This window comes from Synechococcus sp. MIT S9451 (assembly GCF_047304725.1).
In the GTDB taxonomy this organism is placed as follows: domain Bacteria; phylum Cyanobacteriota; class Cyanobacteriia; order PCC-6307; family Cyanobiaceae; genus Synechococcus_C.
Window position 1 is genome coordinate 121,465 of sequence record NZ_CP138971.1, and the last position, 23,521, is coordinate 144,985.

At 54.3% G+C, this 23,521-nt stretch carries 26 protein-coding genes and 1 tRNA gene; 10 read left to right on the plus strand and 17 right to left on the minus strand.

What is annotated here, in order from left to right; all coding sequences use genetic code 11:
• Positions 1 to 14: 14 nt before the first annotated feature.
• The 3 genes from rseP to SIB72_RS00760 all read left to right on the plus strand — a co-directional run bounded on the left by rseP (position 15) and on the right by SIB72_RS00760 (position 3,798).
• Complete coding sequence (rseP, locus tag SIB72_RS00750; RefSeq protein WP_413744295.1) at positions 15 to 1,106, plus strand: RIP metalloprotease RseP; 1,092 nt, start codon at positions 15 to 17, stop codon at positions 1,104 to 1,106.
• Positions 1,107 to 1,167: 61 nt separating this feature from the next.
• Positions 1,168 to 1,470, plus strand: a complete 303-nt coding sequence (gene rpsN / locus SIB72_RS00755; RefSeq protein WP_115018462.1) for a 30S ribosomal protein S14 — start codon at positions 1,168 to 1,170, stop codon at positions 1,468 to 1,470.
• 162 nt (positions 1,471 to 1,632) lie between these two features.
• Positions 1,633 to 3,798, plus strand: a complete 2,166-nt coding sequence (locus tag SIB72_RS00760) for a polyribonucleotide nucleotidyltransferase (protein ID WP_413744296.1) — start codon at positions 1,633 to 1,635, stop codon at positions 3,796 to 3,798.
• A 90-nt stretch (positions 3,799 to 3,888) separates the two neighbouring features.
• Here SIB72_RS00760 and SIB72_RS00765 read toward each other — a convergent pair whose 3' ends face one another.
• On the minus strand, positions 3,889 to 4,806 hold the full coding sequence (locus tag SIB72_RS00765; RefSeq protein WP_115119071.1) for a 3'(2'),5'-bisphosphate nucleotidase CysQ: 918 nt from the start codon (positions 4,804 to 4,806) through the stop codon (positions 3,889 to 3,891).
• 23 nt (positions 4,807 to 4,829) lie between these two features.
• Here SIB72_RS00765 and rsmI point away from each other — a divergent pair, with 23 nt between their 5' ends.
• Both rsmI and SIB72_RS00775 read left to right on the plus strand, forming a co-directional pair.
• Positions 4,830 to 5,711: a 16S rRNA (cytidine(1402)-2'-O)-methyltransferase gene (gene rsmI, locus SIB72_RS00770; RefSeq protein ID WP_413744297.1), complete on the plus strand. Its 882-nt coding sequence runs from the start codon at positions 4,830 to 4,832 to the stop codon at positions 5,709 to 5,711.
• A 19-nt stretch (positions 5,712 to 5,730) separates the two neighbouring features.
• Positions 5,731 to 5,958: a hypothetical protein gene (locus tag SIB72_RS00775; RefSeq protein WP_413744298.1), complete on the plus strand. Its 228-nt coding sequence runs from the start codon at positions 5,731 to 5,733 to the stop codon at positions 5,956 to 5,958.
• A 45-nt stretch (positions 5,959 to 6,003) separates the two neighbouring features.
• Here SIB72_RS00775 and SIB72_RS00780 read toward each other — a convergent pair whose 3' ends face one another.
• Entirely contained in the window at positions 6,004 to 6,807 is an 804-nt protein-coding gene (locus tag SIB72_RS00780; RefSeq protein WP_413744299.1) for a helix-turn-helix domain-containing protein, read from the minus strand.
• 68 nt (positions 6,808 to 6,875) lie between these two features.
• Here SIB72_RS00780 and SIB72_RS00785 point away from each other — a divergent pair.
• Positions 6,876 to 6,949, plus strand: a tRNA-Arg gene (locus SIB72_RS00785).
• Positions 6,950 to 7,543: 594 nt separating this feature from the next.
• Here SIB72_RS00785 and SIB72_RS00790 read toward each other — a convergent pair.
• From SIB72_RS00790 to SIB72_RS00845, 12 genes are all read right to left on the minus strand, one after another.
• Entirely contained in the window at positions 7,544 to 8,611 is a 1,068-nt protein-coding gene (locus SIB72_RS00790; protein ID WP_413744300.1) for a hypothetical protein, read from the minus strand.
• A gap of 149 nt (positions 8,612 to 8,760) precedes the next feature.
• On the minus strand, positions 8,761 to 8,979 hold the full coding sequence (locus SIB72_RS00795; RefSeq protein WP_413744301.1) for a hypothetical protein: 219 nt from the start codon (positions 8,977 to 8,979) through the stop codon (positions 8,761 to 8,763).
• Positions 8,980 to 9,070: 91 nt separating this feature from the next.
• Positions 9,071 to 9,298, minus strand: coding sequence for a hypothetical protein (locus tag SIB72_RS00800; protein WP_413744302.1), 228 nt, complete (start codon positions 9,296 to 9,298; stop codon positions 9,071 to 9,073).
• A 1,257-nt stretch (positions 9,299 to 10,555) separates the two neighbouring features.
• Entirely contained in the window at positions 10,556 to 10,741 is a 186-nt protein-coding gene (locus SIB72_RS00805; protein WP_413744303.1) for a hypothetical protein, read from the minus strand.
• 344 nt (positions 10,742 to 11,085) lie between these two features.
• Positions 11,086 to 11,229 (minus strand): hypothetical protein, encoded by a 144-nt coding sequence (locus tag SIB72_RS00810; protein ID WP_413744304.1) that lies wholly within the window; start codon positions 11,227 to 11,229, stop codon positions 11,086 to 11,088.
• A 232-nt stretch (positions 11,230 to 11,461) separates the two neighbouring features.
• Positions 11,462 to 11,617 carry a hypothetical protein gene (locus SIB72_RS00815; protein WP_413744305.1) on the minus strand — a complete coding sequence of 52 codons (156 nt, stop codon included), beginning with the start codon at positions 11,615 to 11,617 and terminating at the stop codon, positions 11,462 to 11,464.
• A 255-nt stretch (positions 11,618 to 11,872) separates the two neighbouring features.
• The gene (locus SIB72_RS00820; protein ID WP_413744306.1) at positions 11,873 to 12,034 is read right to left on the minus strand and encodes a hypothetical protein; all 162 of its coding nucleotides are present in this window, start codon (positions 12,032 to 12,034) and stop codon (positions 11,873 to 11,875) included.
• Positions 12,035 to 12,288: 254 nt separating this feature from the next.
• Positions 12,289 to 12,456 carry a class IIb bacteriocin, lactobin A/cerein 7B family gene (locus tag SIB72_RS00825; RefSeq protein ID WP_413744307.1) on the minus strand — a complete coding sequence of 56 codons (168 nt, stop codon included), beginning with the start codon at positions 12,454 to 12,456 and terminating at the stop codon, positions 12,289 to 12,291.
• A gap of 150 nt (positions 12,457 to 12,606) precedes the next feature.
• Positions 12,607 to 12,684, minus strand: a complete 78-nt coding sequence (locus SIB72_RS00830; RefSeq protein ID WP_413745145.1) for a hypothetical protein — start codon at positions 12,682 to 12,684, stop codon at positions 12,607 to 12,609.
• Positions 12,685 to 12,799: 115 nt separating this feature from the next.
• Entirely contained in the window at positions 12,800 to 12,961 is a 162-nt protein-coding gene (locus tag SIB72_RS00835) for a hypothetical protein (protein WP_413744308.1), read from the minus strand.
• Positions 12,962 to 13,149: 188 nt separating this feature from the next.
• On the minus strand, positions 13,150 to 14,265 hold the full coding sequence (locus tag SIB72_RS00840; protein WP_413744309.1) for a choloylglycine hydrolase family protein: 1,116 nt from the start codon (positions 14,263 to 14,265) through the stop codon (positions 13,150 to 13,152).
• A gap of 365 nt (positions 14,266 to 14,630) precedes the next feature.
• A complete protein-coding gene (locus tag SIB72_RS00845; protein WP_413744310.1) occupies positions 14,631 to 15,773 on the minus strand; it encodes an acyltransferase family protein in 1,143 nt (380 codons plus the stop codon).
• A 346-nt stretch (positions 15,774 to 16,119) separates the two neighbouring features.
• Between SIB72_RS00845 and SIB72_RS00850 the strand changes: the two genes are divergently transcribed.
• The 3 genes from SIB72_RS00850 to SIB72_RS00860 all read left to right on the plus strand — a co-directional run bounded on the left by SIB72_RS00850 (position 16,120) and on the right by SIB72_RS00860 (position 18,785).
• The gene (locus SIB72_RS00850; protein ID WP_413744311.1) at positions 16,120 to 16,383 is read left to right on the plus strand and encodes a hypothetical protein; all 264 of its coding nucleotides are present in this window, start codon (positions 16,120 to 16,122) and stop codon (positions 16,381 to 16,383) included.
• Positions 16,384 to 16,872: 489 nt separating this feature from the next.
• Positions 16,873 to 17,103 (plus strand): hypothetical protein, encoded by a 231-nt coding sequence (locus tag SIB72_RS00855; RefSeq protein WP_115119104.1) that lies wholly within the window; start codon positions 16,873 to 16,875, stop codon positions 17,101 to 17,103.
• A 917-nt stretch (positions 17,104 to 18,020) separates the two neighbouring features.
• Positions 18,021 to 18,785 carry a sulfite exporter TauE/SafE family protein gene (locus SIB72_RS00860; protein ID WP_413744312.1) on the plus strand — a complete coding sequence of 255 codons (765 nt, stop codon included), beginning with the start codon at positions 18,021 to 18,023 and terminating at the stop codon, positions 18,783 to 18,785.
• A gap of 256 nt (positions 18,786 to 19,041) precedes the next feature.
• Here SIB72_RS00860 and SIB72_RS00865 read toward each other — a convergent pair whose 3' ends face one another.
• Together SIB72_RS00865 and SIB72_RS00870 are read right to left on the minus strand one after the other, a co-directional pair.
• Entirely contained in the window at positions 19,042 to 19,584 is a 543-nt protein-coding gene (locus tag SIB72_RS00865) for a hypothetical protein (RefSeq protein ID WP_413744313.1), read from the minus strand.
• A gap of 885 nt (positions 19,585 to 20,469) precedes the next feature.
• Entirely contained in the window at positions 20,470 to 20,730 is a 261-nt protein-coding gene (locus SIB72_RS00870) for a sulfiredoxin (protein WP_115121144.1), read from the minus strand.
• A gap of 211 nt (positions 20,731 to 20,941) precedes the next feature.
• On the opposite strand from SIB72_RS00870, the gene SIB72_RS00875 reads away from it, so the two are divergent.
• Positions 20,942 to 21,205 carry a DNA ligase gene (locus tag SIB72_RS00875; RefSeq protein WP_413744314.1) on the plus strand — a complete coding sequence of 88 codons (264 nt, stop codon included), beginning with the start codon at positions 20,942 to 20,944 and terminating at the stop codon, positions 21,203 to 21,205.
• Positions 21,206 to 21,624: 419 nt separating this feature from the next.
• Here the strand turns inward: SIB72_RS00875 and SIB72_RS00880 are convergent, their stop codons facing one another.
• Positions 21,625 to 23,199: a calcium-binding protein gene (locus tag SIB72_RS00880; RefSeq protein WP_413744315.1), complete on the minus strand. Its 1,575-nt coding sequence runs from the start codon at positions 23,197 to 23,199 to the stop codon at positions 21,625 to 21,627.
• Positions 23,200 to 23,521: the final 322 nt, after the last annotated feature.

The following is a 23,521-nucleotide window of genomic DNA, read 5'->3' on the forward strand; positions in this document are numbered from 1 at the left end:
CTGATAACGACAGCGTGAACGTTCTTGCTGCACTACTAGCCCTGGGGTTGCTGGTGGTGATCCACGAAGCGGGCCATTTCCTGGCCGCCGTCGGGCAGGGCATCCGCGTCAACGGTTTCTCCGTGGGGTTCGGACCAGCCTTGATCAAGCACGAACGCAAGGGGGTCACCTATGCACTGCGCCTTTTGCCACTCGGTGGGTTCGTGTCATTCCCCGACGATGATGAAAACAGCACGATTCCGGACGATGATCCTGACCTGCTGCGCAACCGACCGATTCGCCAGCAGGTGCTGGTGATCAGCGCCGGCGTGCTGGCCAATCTGCTGCTGGCCTGGGTGATCCTGGTTGGCCAATCAACCTTCGCCGGCATTCCCTCTGCTCCGGAGCCGGGGGTGATGGTGGTGGCTGTGCAGCCAGGTGAAGCCGCAGCCCAAGCAGGCCTTCAGGCAGGCGATCGAATTCTCAGCCTCAACGGAGAACCGCTCGGCGTCGGCCAAAAGGCAGTGCGGAGCCTTGTGGAGCACATCCAGGCGCAACCCGGCCAAAGCCTCGAGCTCGTGAGCAGCAGCCATCGTGATGGCAGCAGCGAACGCCAACTCACACTCACTCCCGCCGATCGGGATGGCCAGGGCCGGATCGGCGCACAACTCCAAGCCAACCTCACTGGGGCCCTTCATCCAGCGTCGAACCCCTTCGAGGCGTTGGGATATGGAACCACCCAGTTCGCAGGATTGATCAAGAACACCGTTGTGGGCTACAGCGGCCTGATCACCAACTTCGGCCAGACCGCGCAGCAAGTCAGCGGCCCGGTGAAGATCGTGGAAATGGGTGCCCAGCTCAGCAGCCAGGGCGGAGGAGGCCTGGTGCTCTTCACGGCTCTGATCTCGATCAATCTGGCGGTGCTCAACGCCTTGCCCCTGCCTCTGCTCGATGGCGGTCAGCTCGTTCTGTTGCTGCTCGAGGGTGTGCGCGGCCGGCCGCTGCCGGATCGTTTTCAGATGGCCGTGATGCAGTCTGGACTGCTGCTCCTGCTAGGCCTGAGCGTGGTGTTGATCGTGCGGGACACCAGTCAGCTTCCTTTGATTCAGCGGCTGATGGGCCAGTAGGAGGGGGAGGGCGAGTGAACAGGTATCGTGGTTGATCCGTCCGCATAGAACGCCAGCCGGTATGGCCAAGAAGTCGATGATTGCCCGCGATGCCAAGCGGAAAAAAATGGTTGAGCGCTATGCGGCCAAGCGCGGAGCCCTGATGGATGCATTCAACGCATCCAAGGACCCGATGGAGCGCCTGGAAATCCACCGCAAGATTCAAGCCCTACCCCGCAACAGTGCGCCTACCCGCATGCGGAATCGCTGCTGGGCCACGGGTAAGCCTCGGGGTGTGTATCGCGACTTCGGCCTCTGCCGCAACCAGCTACGCGAACGTGCTCACAAGGGAGAACTTCCAGGCGTGGTCAAGTCCAGCTGGTGAGTCATCCAGCTTCGCCTTGTCATGGAATGACGGATTGGCAAGGTCTTTGCTCTAACAAATGATCGAGGAGGTGCTGTTCAACCTCCTTTTTTTTTGCCAAACCATCGCCAATCGTTCCTATCAAGTGCGAGACTGTTGGTTGACAGAAAGACATAAACACACGTGAAAGGTCAGACACAGTCGATCTCCTTCGATGGTCGGGAGATCCGGCTGACCACTGGGCGATATGCCCCCCAGGCCGGTGGTTCGGTCATGATTGAATGCGGTGATACTTCCGTTCTGGTCACCGCCACCCGTTCTTCAGGCCGCGAAGGAATCGATTTCCTTCCCCTCATCTGTGACTACGAAGAGCGCCTCTACGCCGCCGGACGCATTCCCGGCAGTTTCATGCGGAGGGAGGGCAGGCCTCCTGAGCGAGCCACGCTGATCTCCCGCCTGATCGACCGCCCAATGCGGCCACTGTTCCCCAGTTGGCTGCGTGATGACCTCCAGGTCGTCGCCACCTGCATGTCTCTGGATGAACGGGTTCCTGCCGATGTGCTTGCAGTCACCGGGGCCTCTCTCGCCACCCTGATGGCTGGCATTCCCTTCAATGGCCCGATGGCGGCTGTGCGCGTGGGGTTGCTGGGCGACGACTTTGTGCTCAATCCCAGTTACCGCGAAATCGAGCGCGGTGATCTCGATCTGATTGTTGCCGGCACACCGGACGGCGTCGTGATGGTGGAAGCCGGCGCCAACCAGCTTCCTGAACAGGACGTGATCGAAGCGATCGACTTCGGCTATGAAGCCGTCTGCGAATTGATCAAAGCGCAGCAGTCGATCCTCAAGGATGCAGGAATCGAGCAGGTCATTCCGTCCACCCCGGAGCAAGATTCCACCCTGCCCACCTACCTGGAAAAGAACTGCACCAAGGCCATCGGCGAGGTGCTCAAGCAGTTCGAACAGACCAAGGGCGAGCGCGACGACAAACTCGACGCCATCCGCACATCCACCGCTGAGACCATCCAAGGGCTGAAAGAGAATGATCCGGTGCGCGCAGCAGTGAATGCCAACGGCAAAGCCTTGGCCAATCACTTCAAGGCCCTCACCAAGAAGCTGATGCGTCAGCAGATCGTGAAGGATGGCAAGCGCGTTGACGGCCGTGCTCTGGATGAGGTGCGTCCGATTAGCGCAGCCGCTGGGGTCCTGCCCAAACGTGTGCATGGCTCCGGTCTGTTCCAACGGGGTCTCACCCAGGTGCTGTCAACAGCAACGCTTGGCACACCAAGCGATGCCCAGGAGATGGATGACCTCAACCCCAATACAGAGAAGACCTACCTCCACCACTACAACTTCCCCCCCTACTCAGTCGGCGAGACCCGGCCAATGCGCTCACCCGGTCGCCGCGAGATTGGTCACGGAGTCCTGGCTGAGCGAGCCATTATCCCCGTGCTCCCGGCCAAAGACACCTTCCCCTATGTGGTGAGAGTGGTGAGCGAAGTGCTGAGCTCGAATGGATCCACCTCAATGGGCTCCGTATGCGGCAGCACCCTGGCACTGATGGATGCCGGTGTCCCTCTGAAGTCACCTGTCAGCGGTGCTGCCATGGGACTGATCAAAGAAGGTGATGAGGTGCGGATTCTCACCGACATCCAGGGCATTGAGGACTTCCTGGGCGATATGGACTTCAAGGTGGCCGGCACCGACAAGGGCATCACGGCCCTCCAGATGGACATGAAGATGACCGGTCTGGCGGTGAACACGGTGGCCGATGCCGTCAACCAGGCCCGTCCTGCCCGCCTACACATCCTTGAAAAGATGATGGAGGCGATCGACACACCCCGTCAGGGCCTCTCCCCTCATGCCCCGCGCCTGCTCAGCTTCCGAATTGACCCTGAACTGATCGGAACGGTGATCGGCCCCGGCGGCCGCACGATCAAAGGCATCACTGAGCGCACCAACACCAAGATCGACATTGAAGACAGCGGGATCGTCACCATCGCCTCCCACGATGGTGCAGCCGCTGAGGAAGCCCAGAAGATCATTGAAGGGCTTACCCGCAAGGTGAACGAAGGCGAGGTGTTCACCGGCTCGATCACCCGCATCATCCCGATCGGTGCCTTCGTGGAAATCCTCCCAGGCAAGGAAGGAATGATCCACATTTCCCAACTCTCCGAAGCCCGCGTGGAGAAGGTGGAAGACGTCGTCAAGGTTGGCGATGAAGTCACCGTGCGCGTTCGCGAAATCGACAACCGCGGCCGCATCAACCTCACCCTGCGTGGTGTGCCTCAGAACGGTGAAGAGGCAGCACCTGAGCCTGCCCCTACCCCGGTAGCACCACTCACCTGATCCACTGAGATCTCTTTGATCCCGGACCTCCAACTCTTGGTTGTGAGCTCCGGGATTTTTGATGGGCTGATGGCGCGATCACAACGCTCATCAAACCGGAAAGCCTGGATCAATCAGAGCCATCGCCTCGGCCGATTGCTCGCACAAACTGGTGTGAGCTTTGCCATGGCTGGCGATCAGACAGCCGGCCTGCCTCACATCGCCGGTGTTGTAGAGCAATGCACGACCATCGGCGTGGGTAAACGCACCTCCGGCGGCGAGCAACACGGCCTCTGGAGCCGCCATATCCCAGTCCTTGGGGGCACTTTTCCCAGAGAGAGACACATAGAAGTCGGTTTCACCGCGCAGGATCGTGGCCACCTTGCAGCCAACGCTTCCCACCGCCTTCGAGCCACCGAGCTGGAGTGCCTCAATCAGCTGTTCCAGGCGCTGATCCCTGTGGCTGCGGCTAGCCACCAGGGTGAGATCAGAGAGCGCGAGGCGATCACTAAATCGCACCTCAGAGCGCACCGCCTCCCGGTTTTCGCACCAAGTGCCGTCACCCACCACGCCAAACCAGAGCTCCTCGGCTTCTGGAAGCAACACCACACCCACCACAGGTCGCTGTTGATGCACCAGGGCCAGATGCACCGCATATTCTCCGGTGCCCTGAAGAAAATCCTTGGTGCCATCGAGGGGGTCGAGGATCCATAGCCATTCCGCAGCCAACGGCACCCCTTCGGTGAGCTGCTCCTTCGCCGTCTCCTCGCTGAGAAGGGTCCAACCGGCAGACGGGAACGCGCTTTGAAGTCCATCCAAGAGCCACTGGTTCACGGCCAGATCAGCGGCAGAGACCGGGCCTTCGCCGCCGTGGTCCACACTCAGGGCCTTGGAAAATCCATGGGGAGGTTGCTCACCTCTGGCATAGGCACGAAGGATGTCAGCTGCACCCCAGCACAGGGGTCGGAGTGCCTGCAAGAGGGATTCCTGACTGACGCCGGCAGGGAGGGTGGGCGCGCTCGGCATCATGGACAAGTCTGGGCTGAGTCATTGTGAAGCAAGGAGCGGAGCCCGCACCAGGGGTGCTCTATCTGGTGGGCACACCAATCGGCCATTTAGCAGACCTGTCCGAGCGCGCCCGATCTGTGCTGGCCGGAGCCGATGTGATCGCCTGCGAAGACACCCGCCACAGCGGCCAACTGCTCAGCAGTCTCGGAGCCGTTGGCAAGCGGCTGAGCTTTCACCAGCACAACACCCGTGGTCGGATCCCCCAACTGCTCGAGCTGCTCTCCCAGCACCAGAGCGTGGCCGTGATCAGTGACGCCGGCCTCCCGGGCATCAGCGATCCTGGAGAAGAGTTGGTGGCCGCAGCCCGCGAAGCAGGACGGCAGGTGATCTGCATCCCCGGCCCCTGCGCCGCGACCACCGCATTGGTGAGCAGTGGACTACCGAGTGGTCGTTTCTGTTTCGAAGGGTTCCTACCAGCCAAGGGGAAAGACCGTCGTGAACGCTTGAAGGCGATTGCGGCTGATTCACGCACCACCGTGCTCTACGAAGCACCTCACCGTTTGCTCAAGCTGATCGAAGAACTGAGCGATCACTGCGGCGGCGAGCGTCCCCTCCAGGTGGCTCGCGAACTGACGAAACGGCACGAAGAGCAGGTTGGGCCAACGATTGCGGCTGCCCTCACTCACTTCAGCAGCCACAAACCTCAGGGGGAATTCACCCTCGTTCTGGGTGGGGCTCAGGAGCCAGCAGCCATTGAGCACGATGATCAGCATTGGCTGGAGGAGCTGAACAAGTTGATCCACCAGGGGCTCAGTGCCAATGCAGCAGCAAAACAACTAGCCCAAAGCAGTGGTCGAGCGAAGCGGGAGCTTTACGCCCTCCTGCACACCGAGGGAAGCACGACAGACGGGCAGGACTCAGACTGAATGCAGACCTAGTGGTTCCATGCTTCAGCGCCTGCGTCTGTTTCTGCTCAGCTGCGGCGGAGCCGGCTTATTGCTGCTGGTGCTTTGTCTCGGAGCTCAGAACCTGAACGAGCGCCGCGCGATTGCGCTAGGAATTGGTCGCACAGCACCCTTGCCAACAGGATTCATTGTGGGCGTCAGCGCCGTACTAGGTGTACTGAGTGGCGGGAGTCTGGCTGCAATCCTGCTTCCTGAGAAGCAACAGTGATCGCATCTGATCGGCTTGCGAAGGCGATGCCAAGCAGGGGCAGGTTCAGCTGTCGAGAGCGATCAAGGATCCTTCCATCACGAGACGGGTGATTCCACGAGCCAACAGATAACGGCTGGTGCGCGTGAACACACTGGTGTCCGGCACACGGATCACGCGTTGATTGCGTCCGCACTGACGCTTAGCCATGCGTGGGCTGGAGTAAAGGCAGAGGGCCTGACGATCCTGCTCAGCCGAGCCGAGAGTCCCCAATTCAGGGAAGTCAGCGAGGGGGCGAGGATCCAACTCCACCACTTTGTCAACGAGCATGTAAACACTGTCAGGCAGAACCCCTGGGCCGATCGGCTGACAGGCAACGGGTTCGTGGCTGTCATGGTGCGTCACACCAGTGAGGATGGCCACTTCATGGAACTGATTGGCGGGATCGTCCTCCTCGCCAAGGCTGTCCTCCTCGTCATCCACGCTGAAATCATCAGCATCATCGAGCGCGAGGGATTGAACCGCGTCCTCAGCAGCATCAGTCTGATCAGGTCGAGAACCCTCTTCAGGCTCACTGACACTGGACACCGCAGGGGACTCAGCGGACGCATCCTTCTCCGTAGCCGCCACCACGGCTTGGGGGGATGGCTCAGCAGCCGCTGCAGGGGCAGCCACCGCAGCCACCATCCCTTTGGCTCGGGCCGTCTTGAGGGCGTCGTATTGCTCTGGAGGCAGCAAATTACGAACCGTGCGACTGACGGTGTTGACGCTGCAAGCGAAAGCCGTAGCCAATGCAGAACTGGCTTCCCCGGCGCAATAACGCTCGACAAGCTCTTGCTTCTGGCTGTCGTTAAGCCGGCTCGGGGCCATTCCATGGTCTACGCAGAGACCAATCCTAGGCGGCGCCACCCCTCTCCCTACTGTCAATATGGCGCCATGCTCCCTTAGCTCAGCTGGATAGAGCAACTGCCTTCTAAGCAGTCGGTCGATGGTTCGAATCCATCAGGGGGCGTCACCAAAACCCAAGTCACCGCAACGGTTGAGGTGAGCGTCACTTTGCTGCTGAGCAAACAACTTCGACCGGCCGCAATCCTTGGAGGTTGGTGACACCCGGCCAGGCCATCCACCCTCCCCCCTACCAAGCGGTTCGTTTGGCGGCAGGCGGCATAGGGGGTCGCTCAGAGATGGATCTGCCTCAGACAACCTCACTACCTAGGAAGCCCTACCCCTACCCCCCAACGCTGAGTCACAAAGGGGTTTGGTTCAAGGGACCCGCACTAGCTGGGGTGTACGCAACTGCACAGAGTTCGGGTCAGCGACCCCATTCCTATGCGCCACTAACACCGGTCCCACCCAATCGACACCCCAAGGCCAAACGGTGAGCCCACCATCAGGCTGAGCTGCTCGGTCCCGCTGACCTGGTGATCCGCATTGACGCGGGTAGCCAGACAGCAAAAACCCCGCATTTGGCGGGGGGTGATTGGTGTGATTTGTCCGCCGGGGGGGGGGTACATCAGGAACCACACATCCTGCCCTGCTTTTCCCTATCAGGTTTTTTATGGCTTTCATCTACTTATTGAGCATCAGGCTCCCCGGCGGTTATGAATCAAAAGAAATCACTAACTACAGCTGTCATTGATTCCACCAGATTTGATACATCGTTGCCAGAGTCATTATGAGTCGGATCGATGTCGCCTAAAATGCCAGAGAAATCTGATATCACATAAACATCAGATTGTGAATCACCCCAGTTAGTGCATGGATCAAGGACACCAATCCCTAGACTCATTGTAGATTGAGCTTCGCCATCCTTTCCATCAGGCCCCCAGTTTGTGATCGGATCAAGCTGATCAATGGGTCCATTATTAGATGAGTCGTCATCGCCAGAATGTTGTCCATCTGGACCCCAGTTAATGTCGCTATCGGTATCACCAAAAGACGAACCCGCTTCTTCATCATTTCCACCTTGTCCTTCGTCAATAGGGTTATCTGACTGTGTAGCGGCTTCTCCCTCTGGGCCATCTTCAGGCAAGCATTCATTTGGCTCTTCATCTGAACCATCTTCAGTCCTAGATTCATTTGGTTCTTCGTCTTTGTTGTCTTCTTTCGGCTCATTAGTAGGATCATTTTCTGGGTTGTTTACTGGCTCACTTGCTGGAGTTGTGGTTTCGTCGTTTTGAGCGCCGCCAGCCCCCCGTTCTACGGGCTCAGGTGTAAACGCATCTCGAATAACACTTCCGACAAAGTAACCACCGCAAAAGCCAGCTATAACAGCTCCAAATGTTGCAGATGCGGGGTTTCTAGCAGCTTGCCACGATGCACCTGCGCAAAATCCCCCAACGGCAGCGTCTGCTAAATCTTCTTCTTCATGGCCTTCATGCCCCCTGCTATTCTTAAACTTCCCGATATATCCCATAAGCTTTGAATTTCTATCATTTTTATCATATCCGTCGAATTTATCTTTGATCTCTGTCGTGCCAATATTGCTATGATCTAAAGTCATCCCCACTTGGATATTCTTATTTAAATCCAAGTGGATTTTGCTGGCATCGAATTCAAGCTCTTTCGTTTTATTGATACTCACGCCTTTCGTCAATTTACTGGAAAAATTCGTGAATTTTGCTGCTTTTTTTGTGAAGCTTTTGTTGAATTTTGAGTAAAAACTGAAAGTCATTGCTCTTTGTGGTGTGTGTTTTGTGTCGCGGGGATGCCTCCCTCCGACACACACACCATCTCCGGATTCAGCGGTCCAGTTATTGACCTGCGTAAAAGGTGCCTGTGATGTTGCTCACATGATTTCAGAAGCTTTGCAATAACTGGTATTTAGAGGCTCAAACCCCAGTACCAAGCCACCTTTCGGTCAGCCTCTGCTTCGCTGAGCAGTGGCACCAGGAAGTCCCGCGTTAGCTCATCAACGGCATCCGGACCCAGTTCCTGCAGGCACAGATTCAGCAGATGCTTGAAGCCGTCAGGGTTGTTTGCTCTCAGCGCCAGCAGGAGTTCGGTGAGCAACGTCACCGTGGTCAAGGTTTGAAGGTGCATCGGTTTGATGCAACTGCTCAAAGCATTCCCCGCTGCAATAGAAAAACCCGCAATTGGCGGGGCCGATGAATTTCATCGATGCCTTGGCAATTCAAGCGTCGGCCATCTCCACGGCCAACTCGTCGAGCTTGAAAGACAGATGTAGCTGGTGCATCCCGATCACCTGCAGGCCAAGTGCAACGCCGAAAGCCAGGTTTTGCTGAATGTGGGTCCGATCCTCAGGCGTCAGCTCATGCTGCTGCAGGCAGTTGATGTGAGTTACGATCTCGTCGTTCACCGCATTGGCGGCCTCAAGCAGAACGTCGAGAGTCAGCAGCATCCGAGCCAGGCAACCGACCCTCATTTTCGCCCTGAGGATCGGAAGCTGCAGAGATCAAATCAGGCCGCTTTTAAGGCCATGACTCACGCCGCACATCTCCAACCAGACGCGCCCCAGGCAGCTGCTCTCACTGGATTTAGATCTGCTTGATCAGGGTTGTTCACGTTGGCTCTAATCCTGGCTCTAACCGATCAACTGCCACCCAGCAAAACCCAGTCACTGCGATGGGTCTAGACACCAGGACATACTGCCTTCTAAGCAGTCGGTCGATGGTTCGAATCCATCAGGGGGCGTTAGTGACAGCAAGGGTTCTTGGTGATACTAAGGGCCCTGCTAGTCACGGTTATGACACAAACGGGTGGGGGCGACAAAAGCGTTCTTTCTGTCGCCAATGGGCTTGTGAAACTGACGCGATTGAACACGATCAGGTGAATAGCATCCGAGAAGCAGACACACTTTTTTCTGTGGGGGCGGTCATTCAGGTCCAGGTCAAGCAAGCAAATTTGCAATGAATTTCACCACCATCACCGAATGAATGAGTCGATGGCCAAGCATTGCTTCAATAGCCATCGCATTCACTTGCAGAGAGCTGAACCAGCAAGCGTGATCACCACGAAGCCGCACGTCGTAACAGCCCAATACAAACCCCGCTCTGACGAGCGGGGATAATGAAAATGGCCTTATGCGCTCTTAAAAGGAGAAGTTAAGGCTCAGGCCTGGCTGTCGGTAACGAATCAAACGCACTGGAGCCACCCAGCCGCGACGGGGTATGGGATGGACACCCACAGATCTCATATCCCCCCTGAAGACACACCGGTTTCGCCGAGCTGAGAAGCGGTATCGATAGCCGCAAGCTCTGTCAGCAGCCCATTGCCGCTGAGGGCTTCTCAAAACATCACTTCTGCGAACACACCGTTGCTGGCTCTGAGAAAAGCGACCGCGGGGCCCACATCCATCCAAGGCGTGGGCTGGAGCCGTCAGCGCAAAAGCGGACGCTGTTCCCAGCAGAGCAATCGAGGAAGCGGCAAGGATCTGTTTGTAAGTCATGGTGAGAACGTCGAGTGATGGCTGCGGTGGGACTCTTTCCCGCCGATAAACACACCATCTCCGGGTTCACCGTCTGTCTCGATGACCTGTCTCAACGGTGACTGTGATCTTGGTCACAGGAGAATTCACCACCTTGGCGGGCGATCACAAGCCCCGCTCGTGGCGGGGCTTGTGATCAAGTTGCGAGTGAGGCGATTGACTGCGCAGGGATCATTGCCATGGGTAGCGACCACCGGCAATCCATTCGCCGATTCGGATGGCGGGAGATCCAGATCGGGCGACTTCATAACCAAATCGGACGACATCATTGCCACCTGCGACGAGTTCCAGTTGGTCGTCAGTCAGCTCTTGATCGAGTAGCTCAGTGTTTTGGTAGTCAGTGTTGAAAGCAGTCATGGTTTTGAAAGTGAGTTGAGTGAGTGATGTGTGGGGTGTTGCCCCCTCGACTCCTTCAAGATCACAGCCCTTCTGGTGAACCCCAGTGCCTGGTTGTGGTGGTTGTATAGGCAGCTTCTGGTGAAAGCCTGGTGATGGGCTCAGATACCAGTAAGAGACTGAAGTGCAGATACCACAGCCAACAAAAAACCCCGCTCGTGGCGGGGCTTTTTGTTGCTTGCAAGCTTGTCTTCAACCAACCAGATACTCGGCGCATCGCATGATTGAGGTCAGCTTTGGCGACATATCTTTGATGGATCAAGCAGGTCCGAGAATCAGCGGCGGACCATAGCGCTGCTCAGTCCTCAGAGCAGGCTGATAACAGCCTGCAGGATCGGAACAACCAGAATTCCGGGGCCACCGCCGCCTGCGACAGCCTCCAGTTGGTCGTCAGTCAGCTCTTGATCGAGCAGTTCGGTGTTGTTGTAGTCAGTGCTGAAATCAGTCATGGTTTTAAAAGTGAGTTGAGTGAGTGATGTGTGGGGGTGTTGCCCCCTCGACTCCTTCAAGATCACAGCCCTTCTGGTGAACCACGCTGCACTGCTCTGGTCATACTCCTGAAAGGTTCTGGTGAAGCTCTGGTGAAAGGCTCAGATCCCAGCAAGGGACTGAAGTGCAAACACCACAGCCAATAAAAAACCCCGCTCTTGGCGGGGCTTAGTGGTTGACCTGCAAATCAATTCACAGCTTATTGTTTTGCCTAATAACTTCAACAACAATCGGAAGAACTGCCGGAATCATCCAAAAGGCACCGCCTGCGACAGCCTCCAGTTGGTCGTCAGTCAGCTCTTGATCGAGCAGTTCAGTGTTGGTGTGGTCAGTGTTGAAAGCAGTCATGGTTTTGAAAGTGAGTTGAGTGAGTGATGTGTGGGGTTGTTGCCCCCTCGACTCCTTCAAGATCACAGCTCTATTGGTGAACCCCAGTGCCTGGATGTGGTGGGGAAGCAGGCAGGTTCTGGTGAAGCTCTGGTGAAAGGTTCAGAACCCAGTCAAAGCCTGGGATGACAACGCATGCAGACAACAAAAAACCCCGCTCGTGGCGGGGCTTGATGCTGATCTGGCATTAGTCAGTATCAGTTACTTTCCAACAGTTCAATTCCCTTTAGTGGCTTGATATGTAATTGCCGCAATTCCTTGGGCAACTGCAAGCGCAATAAGGCCGAATGCGCCCCCATTAACTTCTTGCAGTTCATCGAAGCTCAGCTCTTGATCGAGCAGTTCAGTGTTGGTGTAGTCAGTGTTAAAAGCAGTCATGGTTTTGGAAGTGAGTTGAGTGAGTGATGTGTGGGGTGTTGCCCCCTCGACTCCTTCAAGATCACAGCTCTTCTGGTGAGACCCAGTGCCTGGTTGTGGTGTGGATGGAGGCAAGTTCTGGTGAAGCTCTGGTGAAAGGCTCAGAACCCAGTCAAAGCCTGGGATGACAATGCATGCAAACAACAAAAAACCCCGCTCGTGGCGGGGCTTGATGCTGATCTGGCATTAGTCAGTATCAGTTACTTTCCAACAGTTCAATTCCTTTTAGTGGCTTGATATGTAATTCCCGCAATTCCTTGGATAATTCCCAAAACTCCAAATACAAGTGGAGCTACGCCCCCATTAACTTCTTGCAGTTCATCGAAGCTCAGCTCTTGATCGAGCAGTTCAGTGTTGTTGTAGTCAGTGTTGAGTTCAGTCATGGTTTTAAGTGAGTTGAGTGAGTGATGTGTGGGGGTGTTGCCCCCTCGACTCCTTCAAGATCACAGCCCTTCTGGTGAACCCCAGTGCCTGGTTGTGGTGGTTGTATAGGCAGCTTCTGGTGAAAGCCTGGTGATGGGCTCAGAATCCAGTCACCACCTGGGCTGACATCGCTGCCAACTTGCCTTCTGCATGGTCTCCCAGGCTTCAATTGCGTTGTGCCTGAGCATCCTTCGCACCACAGGCTGACCACCACCCAGTAGCAGTCTGGTCTCCTACTGGGTGGGCAGCGTCACCATCAGCCAGTGCTTACGCGCAGACGAAAGGCTGCGTTGAGTAGCACCTTCAGAGCAGCCACCAGCCCAGCAACAGGCCAATGATGAGACCTTTCACCCACACAAGGCAGGCCATCTGATAGTTCGACAGACCCAGTTTTTTCTGAATCCAGTTGAACGCCTGCTCGTCAGCAAAGAACACGGCTCGGATAGGGCGGACGATCCAATCCATTGATCAAAAGCATGATGCCTTACTGGTAGCTGTCTCAGGTATGCCAACGCAATGCTGCGGCTTTTTCATAGGTGCTCAAGCTGCTGGCACTGGTAGACGGTCCAGGCTTTTCAGTCGAACCGGACTCACAGTCAATGAGTGCTCAGATCGTCCTCTGCATCGAACGCACCAAAGCCGATGCCTCATCATCAACGCAGTTCGGTGATCGATTGTTGTTGCGTCAAAGGCATCACCTTGATCTCGCCTCCTGAGAGTGGTAGATCGGCGAAACGCATTTGGCGTAGATCGGGATTCTCAAATGTTTTGATCGAGTAGGTGCCGTTCTTCTGATCAGCGACCACGGTCCATTCGGTGATCTCATAGCTGGGTTTGGAGCTCCCACCACCAAACGCTCCACCAGGAGGAAGGACGATGCTTCCAAGCGGCAAATCAAACTGGCCAAGCAGATGAAACGCCGTGCCCACTTGCTGGGCTGAGCTCAAATCGGTCGGCGCATTGTGACTGAAGATCAGTGCTCGAATGAAACGCGATGTCGACAAAAAATCACCAGGCAAGCCCTGCAAGCCAACACCTGAACTTGCAGGCGGCAACGTCAGGCCATTGATGCGCATCACAGCAGGAGGATTGGCACTGAGGTTGGCGTAGTTACCAGCAGCAGCCAGGTGATACGGCAAGGGAGGGTTGTTGGTGTAAACCCCCGTTGGGTTATCGAGCATATTGAGTTCACCGTTGATGTATTCCACCGACAGGCTCTGGCCTGAGCTGTCGTGCAGAGTCATGTGAATCGGCACCGGGCCGCCGAAGGCTTTGAGAACCGATCCGTTCACCAGGATGTTGGGAAGCGCCTGCTTCACCTCGGCGATCGACTCGAAGTTGCTCAACACATACGTGAGTAACTGCCAACTAGCGATGGATCGATCCTGTTGGCCATCAGGAACTTCTTGAAACTGGGCATAACCGGCGAAATACAGCAGTCCGCCAGCCAGACCGCGTTCGTTCATGCCATCAACGACGATGTCATCAACGCCAACAGCATTCAGGCCGACCACGGCATAGCGACTGGTCCAAGCCAAACCGGTGCCTGCCTCCCCCGATGGCCCCGCTCCTACTAACGATGTGCCGCGTTGAATCAGCAACGCCTCACTGTTGAGCGGTTGCCCCCACTCCATGGTGCGGCCATACACCCTGCCGCCGTCATTACCTTGCAGCATGAAACTGGTGCAGGCACTGGCAGGGCTGATGGCACACACCAACAGACCCATGCCGAGTAGACATGCGAGGTGACGTGTTTTGCGAGCGAGCATGGCGCAATAGCTGAACCTCGGTTTCAAGTCTTTGCAAGACCGATCGATGGGCTCATCAGTTCACGGAATGTTTTCAACCGACACTGCCCAGGCACGCAACAACGGCACATCGCTCGCATGCCGCCAAGAACGGACGGAGCTCCATCGAACCCGCTGCATCCGTTCGAAATCACCAACAAGTCCGCTTCGGGACCAGAGCGAGCAGCGGCAGCTGATCTGCGTGTTCCACGCTGTGTGCACGCAATGCCCCGCTCATGGCGGGGCTGGTGAATGTGCTCCCAAGAGATGGATCACGACACTGAACGCCCACAACAACGCTGAAGCAGGCGCAGCAGATGATGCGCTGAAAGCAGGTGATTCATGAACTAGATGATCCGAGCAACAGGTGGAATCCGCCTGAGCTGATGACTGATTCCGAACGAGATCGTGATTCCAAGAGCTGACGCAGCTAGTGCAATCAGCCAATGATTGAGTCCGATAAAACCAATGGCCTCTAGCACCACAACAAGCACCAGTGGATGGATAATATAGGCCCCGAAGCTGTCGACTCCAGCGGTAGCCAACCACTGCCCGCAGCGATTTTCATTGCGCTGGAACCACAGCAACAGATAGGCGATCACGCCCCAACCGATGAAGGGGAACAGGAAAGCCTCCAAAAGTGAGAGCTTGCCAAAATCGGATGACACAGTGCCGTTGAAGGTCAGCACTAGCAAGATTGCAAGAACGCCAAGAGCCAATGCGCAGGAGAAGCGGAACCAGCGCACAACCAAATGGGTGTTAAGTCGTTCCAGCCAGCGATGAAATGATGCCTTGCACCCCAGAAAAAACAAAAAGGCATAGGTGAAAATATGCATGCCTTGGAAACCAAGGCCATCGAACTGTGAACGTCTCAAAGCAGCCCAGAGGTCGGACCGTGTCGCCATCAGGACCTCAAGGATCGCGAGGACGACGGCACTGATGAGCCAAGAGCGCAGCTGGGGTGTGGGAACAGAGGTGTCGACAAAGAATCGATCTCCTCGCAGCGCAACCCAGGCGCAATAGAGCAAATCGAACACGAACAGAACGACCAGAAACCACAGCACCCCTACACGGTTAAAAGGCATGTCATTCCACGGCAATTCAGCTAAAGGACTGGCCGGGGAGAGCCTTCCTAAGAGCAGCGAGGCGTTGTTGATCAACAGCACACCAACCAAGAAGGGAATACCAATTCGGAAGAGGCGATCTTTCAGGTAATGCGCAATACCTTTTTTATGTAACGAACGCGGAACGAAGTAGCCCGAGAGCAGAAACAACATATACATGAAGAATGTTTGGCAGAAAAATATGCACCAACCGACTGCAACTTCAAATAGCGGATCAGCAGATCCTCCGCTGGGAATGTGCACTCCGCTCCAGCTGAACGAACCTGCCAGTAAAACATGGACGAAAATGACTAGCGCGATCATTAACGCCTTGATCTGATCAAAATAGAGCAGACGCTGGTTGGCGCTGGTTTGCTGGGAAGTCATAGAACCAGCATCACCAAGGGCCCGAAAGCCTTGCAACCCAAAATTTGTGATTCTCCTCATTCTCATTTGGAGAGATGCGTTAGATGCGCGTAGATGCATGGCTTAGCCGTGAGTTGTGAGCCTCTCGCTCCGTCAACACACCATCTCCCAGCCACCCCTGCTTACACATCCCCCAAATGGGGGATCTTTTCAGACTGTACGCATTGCCTGCGTAAGGGGTGAAAGCCCTGTGAGCAAGATCACAGCCACAGTTGAGCTCGATCAATGAGGTGGTTGTTGATCACGGCGATGGTGTGTGAGTCGGAGGGAGACGCCTCCGCGTCTAACTCACACAACACACAAAACCATGGCTCAATCCACTGCACTCATCAACGAGATCACAGATCAAGAACTCGACCTCGCCACACTCTCCACCATCAGCGGAGGCGGCAAAAAAGCCGAAAAAAAGATCGGAAAATGGATCGAAAAAACCTTTGGCAACGGCGACGGAGAGCACACGTTTGGCGACTATGCCGATGAAGCCGTCAAAATCTTTAAGTTCATTGCAAAGAACACTGGCGTTCACCAAGAGCCTGGCACTGAAGATCCTGGCCCAGGTGTTTTGCACTAAAGCAATCGTGCCAGGCAAAGCCCCGCCACGAGCGGGGCTCATTGGCGTGAGTTGTTGCGTTGAGCGATCGATAGAGAGACCTGCACCATCTCCGCCGACTTTGTGAGGGTCTGGTAAAGCCCTGATCAGAAACTGGAACAGTTCGGGGAATAAGCAGGTGAGAGCATCAGCAGATGGATGTTGGAGCCATCAACAACAAACTTGGCCACAGTTTCGCTATGTCTATTGGCGTTAATGCACGTGAAGACGACTGTGCCGCAAACCACCCTTGCACTGACGGAATCACACTCAGTAGAGACAAGACAGCGAGGGAACCATGAGGCAGCACGTGAACAGCAGCCAACAGAGCCGCTTCCCATGCCCTTCTCGACATTGTGACCAAGCTCAAAATCAACGCTGAGTCAAGTCATCGAGTCGTCAACTGATTGAGGGCATCGTGAGCATGTTGGGGGGAAAACCCTTCAGCCCTCATTTCAACATTTCAAACCAATGATCAACAACGAACTGAGCCTTCATCAACTCTCCACTGCCTGTGGAGGCAAAAAAACAAATCTTGCAGGCTTCATCAGCGAGCCTGATGTTGGAGCAAGCCGCTTTCCGAGCAAGGGAATCAAACGTGCAGCAACAGCCAAGAAAACAGCACTATTGAAGGATTCTCGCCCAAGCAACTGCTCTTCCAGGCTAATTGCAACCAACGTATTCCCGATGAGTGAATGGTAGAAGGATTGAGCATGAAACCTCGCAATAGGCTGGGTTTCATGCTCTTCCTAGCACAACGAGAAAACGTAAAACAACGCAGAGCCAGGGCCTTCGAATCACCAGCCAATGAGAGGGATTGCATGCACAACAAAGGAGAAAGCCCTTCAATACTTATTTCAACACTTGAAACCAATGACAAACAACAATATGAATCCTATTTAGCCTCTTCGATGATGCGTCATCGGCACACAACTCCCCTGTGACTCCGCAATCGTCAGCCAGGGCACACGGCCCACTTGATGGCTCTGAACAAGACTGCTCGTAAATGAAAAGCGATCAGTGTCGAGAGTGATCAAAAGACTGGTCCCAGAGGGATTCAGATCTCCCCTCATCAGAGTGAACAGATGGGGAAGCAACTGTAAAACAACCATCCCTTCACCATCATGTGACCCTGCCAGTGCTCGGGTGTCGATTGTGATTTGGCGCTTGGTTGCCTCGAATCTTGGCCTGGGACTCTCAACCAAGCCCCCATGCCTGAAAGCCGCCGTAAAGGCAACACGATCCGAGCACTGCAACTCGAGAACAGCTGCATTGAGAGGAGTGGCACCACCAACCAGAGAAAGCGCCGCGAACCATCTGAACACTCGTCTTCTCACGTTTGAGTTGCATGCGATCGACTGCAATAGCCACATCACCCTTCAAGCCAAAAACAACGATCCACCAGGCAATGAGGACTTCTAACTGGGGAGTGAGAAGCGAAGTTATACCTATTTTCTCACGTCCAGGCCATTGATGAGGTGCTGTTCAGTCGCCAAACAAGGCTAAGAAAGCCAGCAAGCTGAGATGGCAGGTGATGAGACTGGTAGCAAGCTGGAGACAGCACAGACGCGGCACCTCCCTGTGATCGATGCAATACAACAGCAAGGCCTGAGAACGCCATGAGCATTGATCTCCCCCTAATCGCATTCGGACTTGGCTTAGGGGCCATCTGCGGATTTTTCAATGCGGTCGCCTCCGGTGGATCTGCAGTGATGCTTCCCGCATTACTCGCGATGGGCCTGCCGGCTGATATCGCCAATGCGACCGCACGCCTGCCAATTCTTCTCGGCAGCACGACAGCATTGTGGTCATTTGAGCGAGCCAAGCTGATTCCCTGGCAATCAGTCTTGCAACTGTCGATCGTTTTTCTTCCCTTTAGTCTACTGGGCGCAGAAATCGCAACAACGATGAATACGTCGATCAGCCTTCTGCTGATTCGTATTTCCGTCTTAGGTGCCCTAGCCTTTCTACTAATACGTCCGCAACAGCTACTGAAAGGGAGACCAGATGATGGGCAGAAAGCTAGCTTTCAGGCATCATTCTCTCTATGGCTCTTAACCGCCTTTTGTGGATTCTGGGCGGGCCTAATCATCGTGGACGCCGCCATTTTCCTGCTGCTGAGCTTGGTGCTAGCAGGCGGGATCAGCCTACGGCAGGCCGTGCCAGTCAAAACAGGCATGGTCTTTCTCTTCAGTCTTTGCACCTTCTTGATCTTTGCCAGAAGCGGCAAGATTGAATGGCAAGTCGGCATCCCGATGGTGATCGGCAGCATCGCCGGCTCCTTCGTAGGCGCCAAACTGGCGATGAGCCAAAACGCCAATCAATGGGTTTACCGCTTCCTGATCAGCATCGTGGCGATTGAATCCTTGAGGCTCTTATTATAAAAAAAAATTCCAATTGGCTGCCCCTTTTGATGCATCACGCATTCAGTCAACGCCAGGCAACACCATGCGGGATTCGAAGACTCAGAAGCAAAAGTCTCCCTGCCACAAAGGGGCCGAGATCATCCTGTTGGAGCGACCAAGCAAGGCTGCGGTTGTGCCAATCGAATGCGTCAGCGCCATGGCAATAAAAAACCCCGCTCCTAACGGGGCGGGGGTTGAGCTTGGCTGCCTTCAAAGCGATCCGTTGCTTTGACCTTCAGCGGTACACACGCTGCACATAACCGGAGTGCTGCTGGTAGCTGCTCTGCTGCTGATAGCCATAAGCAGGCTGGTGATACACAGGAGCCTGAGGAGCAGGGGCGTAGTTCACCGTCTGGTAGCCGTAGCCAGGCTGTTGCTGCATCTGCAGTTGCATCTTGAGCAGCTCGATCTCTTGCTGCTGCCTGAGCAGAGCCAGTTCAGAGGACGACACAGAAGCAGCTTGCTGACGCTGCTGGCTGCCGTTGATGATTTGGCCCAGCAGGCCACCACCCAGACCAATCAGTTGGGTTTGGGTGTCGTGCTGGCGATTGCGGCGTGCTTCCCGTGAGGCCCAGTCGCGGTGGTCTCCGCAGTCACGGCCAGCGATGAATCCACCACCATTAGGTCCACGACCACCAAGGGCGACTGAATCACAGCCGCCGGCACGGCCAAAGGTGTTGTAGGGATTGGCTTGTGCTGCAGGGCCTGCAACGGTCATCAAGGTGGCACCAGCGGCGAGGGAGGCAGCAGCGGCGGCGATGGTTTTGATCATGGTCATTGCTCTGATGGGGGTGATGCGTGAGGTGGGATCGCTCCCTCCGATGCATTCACCATCTCCGGAATCACCAGCTGACCTGCTGATCTGACTCAAGCAGTGCTGTGAGCTTGCTCACAACAGCGCAAACACCAGTCAGTGGCTGGGCTCACAGCGCTTCAGGCTGATGGTGCTTTGAGCGGGCACGGATCGATTTCTGTGCGTGGCATCAAAGGCGTGGCCAGCGTGCCAGCCCCGCCACGACCCTTGCCCAGAGCGCGAATCAGGGATCGCGGCGCTGGCTAGGCCCCAGTACAGACAAGTGGACGAGCGAGCTTCTGAGCACAACAGACGCTGAATTCAACACGAAGCCTGGAGGAATTGGAAAAATTGCCAAAGAAAGCACGGATACTGGTCGAACTATCTAGGATCAATAAGTCGTTGAATCGTTTCGCCGAGAGCATTGAACTATGGCTGAAATCAATTACAAGCATGATGAGTACAAATTACCATTCAGTGCTAACGAAAAGCATTCACCCGAAGAGTTCGACCCAAAACATGATGCAGCCTTAAACAATCCAGAGAGTCGCCACAGAGACAAGTTAATTGACGACATCTGTGATACTCATCCCGGATCACCAATGTGCAAGGTCTTCGACGAATGATTTTGACGAAGTCACTAGCAGTTGCTGACCTGATCTGATTCAAAGATCCGCCAAACTGGAATAAGAGTTTCTAGTAAAATACTAGCTTTCCAAGTCATTCACAGCACCTAAGGCGAGACAGGAGTGTCTCGCCTATTTTTTTTGGAATAAAGCCTGCAGAAGTCTAACTAGCATTGCCACCCTACCTTCTAACACGATCCCGAAATACAAGACAAAAGGGTAGGACCAAAGCCAAAGATCCAGCTCACATTAAGTGGAGCCGAAGCGTTGCTTTGTCGACCATTCGCACCTTTGCCTCGATGGTTTTGAGTCCTAGGCGCTTGTGAGCATTATACCGGTGGCATCCGTTGAAACCATAGAGCTTACCATCGATCTCCAATAGATCGATCGGCTCCTCGAGCCCAATCTCTTTGATACTTTCAATCAGATATTTCAATTTGGCCTCATCAAGGATGGACTGATGCGGACGGATGATGTCAGCGATTGGAACTGTGCGACGCTCCATGGTGAGAATCCTTAATGAGTTGGGATGTGGACGATCAACTGATTAGGAGTGATCGCCGATAGTGGCAACCGTGCCGGCTGGAGGTGGGCTTAGCTGGTGAAACGAGCTAGCACTACAACAGCACTCTCTCCCAAAAGTTATGCGCGCTCTCGCGTGGGCTTCACTCAGCCTGTTGGCAGCTCAACCCTTGATAGCAGGGGCGAACACAGTCGTGATCGAACGTATCCAAACCACAGTGTTTCCCGGCGAGGGCAAAGCAGCAGCTCAAGCCATCTGCTCAGGCCTGGCGGCGGGTCAACTCAGCCGTGATGGCGTAGGCGAAGATCTAGCAGAGCTGCAAGCCGCATTAATTCAGAGCAACGATCCAGAGTTAATGAATCAATACGTTGACACGTTCAACAACACCGCCGCTGGACAGGCAGACTGCAACATACGCATCACAGACCCAAGAAATACAAAGCGAGACCTGTATTAACCAAGCTTCTGATCAACCGATCAGCACTGGATTATTCCTTGAAGCGCAAGCACCTAACAACTGATTAATCGTAGGTCAAGACTAGGGCTTGCTTGAAAGCTCCTGAAAATCCAGACCAGCTCAGCCTCAGACCAACGAACGGCGTCAAGAAGAAAGATCTTCAGACAATATTGGCTTATTGATCCAGCCAGAATTTATCACCAACCATCATTAAGTAGTCGGGAGAATATCTTGCTCTTCCAAGCATGATTTGCAACTTGCAGCATTGATGAACATTCTGGAATCAGGGGTAAGCATGAATTGATTCACAGGATTGACCAAAGCCGGTCATGCCCGAGATGTCGCAAAATAGTGCATGGATTTGTGGGCAGAGGGCGCGAGCAGCTACAACGGCAAGGGAATTGGTTCAGCGCCTCTGCTCAAACAAGAGTTGAGGCATCCCATTGGAGACTTCCAGCAGCACCAGTAACGACCGCTAGGCGATCAACGCCACTATAGATATAAGCATCACCACCAAAGTTTTCAATCCGAATCGAGTCAGTGTTGAGCCCAAAGAAGCTAACGACGTCCTGTCCATCTGCAAAGTCTTGAATCAAAGCCACACCCGCTCCAGTGTTGAGCTGAAAAGTATCTGCTCCTGCCCCACCCCACATTAAGTCAGTAGAATTACGCCCAGCCCCAAGGTAATCATTGCCACTGCCACCAAACAATAGATTATTATTTAAGGCATTCTCAGGGGCAGTTGAACCAGCAAAGAGCGTATCATCTCCAGATCCACCATAGAGCTGGTCGCTGCCACCTTCCCCAAAGAGCGTATCCACACCACTACCGCCACGAAGAACATTATTTCCCGAATTGCCAGTTAGGACATCATTTCCAGAACCACCATCTACATTTTCAACGTTGATGATATGGTCAAAGCCTTCCCCAGTATCTTGACGAGACCTAGTTTTGCCAAGATCGACCCTATTGTGCGCAAAGCCAAAAATAATTGTATCAACACCAGCACCTCCATTAATACTGTCGTTCCCCAAGCCACCAGATATATAGTCACGACCATTACCTCCATCAATATAGTCGTCTCCATGTTCTCCATAAATCAAATCATCTCCCCATCCGCCAGCAATGAAATCGTTTCCTCCCCTGCCGAATAATATGTCATCCCCGAGGCGACCACGGATTTCATTCTCGCCTTGATTGCCAAACAGAAGATCCCTATGTTCACCTCCTACAACATGATCAATTCTTAGCAAGAGATCAAATCCTTCTCCTGTATTTTGTCTCGTTCGCAATGAGAGATCAACTCTTGATGAGATATAGCTACTGACCCAATAAGTGTCACCACTTCCATGACCACCAATACAAACATCATCGCCTTCCCCGCCCCAGAAATGGTTCACACCTGATACAGAGCTCAAGAAATCATTTCCTAAGCCGCCGTGCATAATATCGTCTCCAGAGCCACCATAAAGCAAATCATCTCCATCGTCACCAAAAAGATAATCGTTGCCTTCACCACCTTCTAAACGATCACCTCCATCACCTCCAGACAATGTGTCATCACCTCGACCGCCACTTAAAAAATCCCAACCACTACCTCCATAAATAAGATCATTTCCATCTCTTCCCCAGAGGCTATCGTTTCCATCCCCACCACTAAGGCGGTCGTGACCTAAGCCTCCATCGAGAATATCATTTCCACCCCTCCCAGACAAGCAATCATTACCACGATGACCTTCTAGTCGATCAGCGAACTCAGAGCCAAGAGCATGATCGTGATCATTGCGTCCAATAAAGTGAACTGAATTACTAAATGTCCAAATCAGATTAAAACGTGGCGCATCACAGAAGAGAGATGTGAAAATCCAGTAGTCGCATCTCTCATGCCGAGGATGAGGGCGAAAGACCTGTGAGTACCTTGTCATAGCGAAGTCCTCAAAACACAAAGGAAAAGTTGATACCTCCAATGTCTCTATTTCCCTGAGAGAAGGCATTGATCAAAGTCACGGCCGCCAGCCTTCTTGCTCACAAGCCATAAACTTCATGTCATAACAACCACTCGAGCAGATCTAAAAAATAAAAAGCCACACTCAAGGTGGAGCTAGAATACTTTCTCTTAATGCACCCACCATCACAGCCAGATCAAAGCGATCTAATGACAAAAAGCAGAGTTAACTGTGATGCTGGTCACGCTGCCAACACTGCGAGCAAGCATCTCAGACTACAAAGCTAAAACGGACCCAAAGAAGCTCTAGTTCATTAACATATCAAACACACTTAGGCAAAGAGAGCAGGATTAAAGATGGCATATCTGCA

Excerpts from the sequence above, each read along its gene's own strand:
- SIB72_RS00780 (WP_413744299.1), bottom strand. The coding sequence starts at position 6,807 with ATGGCCCCGAGCCGGCTTAACGACAGCCAGAAGCAAGAGCTTGTCGAG.
- SIB72_RS00835 (WP_413744308.1), bottom strand. The coding sequence starts at position 12,961 with ATGGATTGGATCGTCCGCCCTATCCGAGCCGTGTTCTTTGCTGACGAG.
- SIB72_RS00775 (WP_413744298.1), top strand. The coding sequence starts at position 5,731 with ATGCTTCAGCGCCTGCGTCTGTTTCTGCTCAGCTGCGGCGGAGCCGGC.
- SIB72_RS00830 (WP_413745145.1), bottom strand. The coding sequence starts at position 12,684 with ATGCTCAGGCACAACGCAATTGAAGCCTGGGAGACCATGCAGAAGGCA.
- SIB72_RS00815 (WP_413744305.1), bottom strand. The coding sequence starts at position 11,617 with ATGACTGCTTTCAACACTGACCACACCAACACTGAACTGCTCGATCAA.
- SIB72_RS00880 (WP_413744315.1), bottom strand. The coding sequence starts at position 23,199 with ATGCCTTCTCTCAGGGAAATAGAGACATTGGAGGTATCAACTTTTCCT.
- SIB72_RS00860 (WP_413744312.1), top strand. The coding sequence starts at position 18,021 with ATGAGCATTGATCTCCCCCTAATCGCATTCGGACTTGGCTTAGGGGCC.
- SIB72_RS00790 (WP_413744300.1), bottom strand. The coding sequence starts at position 8,611 with ATGACTTTCAGTTTTTACTCAAAATTCAACAAAAGCTTCACAAAAAAA.
- SIB72_RS00870 (WP_115121144.1), bottom strand. The coding sequence starts at position 20,730 with ATGGAGCGTCGCACAGTTCCAATCGCTGACATCATCCGTCCGCATCAG.
- SIB72_RS00795 (WP_413744301.1), bottom strand. The coding sequence starts at position 8,979 with ATGCACCTTCAAACCTTGACCACGGTGACGTTGCTCACCGAACTCCTG.
- SIB72_RS00800 (WP_413744302.1), bottom strand. The coding sequence starts at position 9,298 with ATGCTGCTGACTCTCGACGTTCTGCTTGAGGCCGCCAATGCGGTGAAC.
- SIB72_RS00810 (WP_413744304.1), bottom strand. The coding sequence starts at position 11,229 with ATGACTGATTTCAGCACTGACTACAACAACACCGAACTGCTCGATCAA.
- SIB72_RS00805 (WP_413744303.1), bottom strand. The coding sequence starts at position 10,741 with ATGACTGCTTTCAACACTGACTACCAAAACACTGAGCTACTCGATCAA.
- SIB72_RS00820 (WP_413744306.1), bottom strand. The coding sequence starts at position 12,034 with ATGACTGCTTTTAACACTGACTACACCAACACTGAACTGCTCGATCAA.
- SIB72_RS00840 (WP_413744309.1), bottom strand. The coding sequence starts at position 14,265 with ATGCTCGCTCGCAAAACACGTCACCTCGCATGTCTACTCGGCATGGGT.
- SIB72_RS00765 (WP_115119071.1), bottom strand. The coding sequence starts at position 4,806 with ATGATGCCGAGCGCGCCCACCCTCCCTGCCGGCGTCAGTCAGGAATCC.
- SIB72_RS00855 (WP_115119104.1), top strand. The coding sequence starts at position 16,873 with ATGATCAACAACGAACTGAGCCTTCATCAACTCTCCACTGCCTGTGGA.
- SIB72_RS00845 (WP_413744310.1), bottom strand. The coding sequence starts at position 15,773 with ATGACTTCCCAGCAAACCAGCGCCAACCAGCGTCTGCTCTATTTTGAT.
- SIB72_RS00850 (WP_413744311.1), top strand. The coding sequence starts at position 16,120 with ATGGCTCAATCCACTGCACTCATCAACGAGATCACAGATCAAGAACTC.
- SIB72_RS00865 (WP_413744313.1), bottom strand. The coding sequence starts at position 19,584 with ATGACCATGATCAAAACCATCGCCGCCGCTGCTGCCTCCCTCGCCGCT.
- SIB72_RS00825 (WP_413744307.1), bottom strand. The coding sequence starts at position 12,456 with ATGACTGAACTCAACACTGACTACAACAACACTGAACTGCTCGATCAA.
- rpsN (WP_115018462.1), top strand. The coding sequence starts at position 1,168 with ATGGCCAAGAAGTCGATGATTGCCCGCGATGCCAAGCGGAAAAAAATG.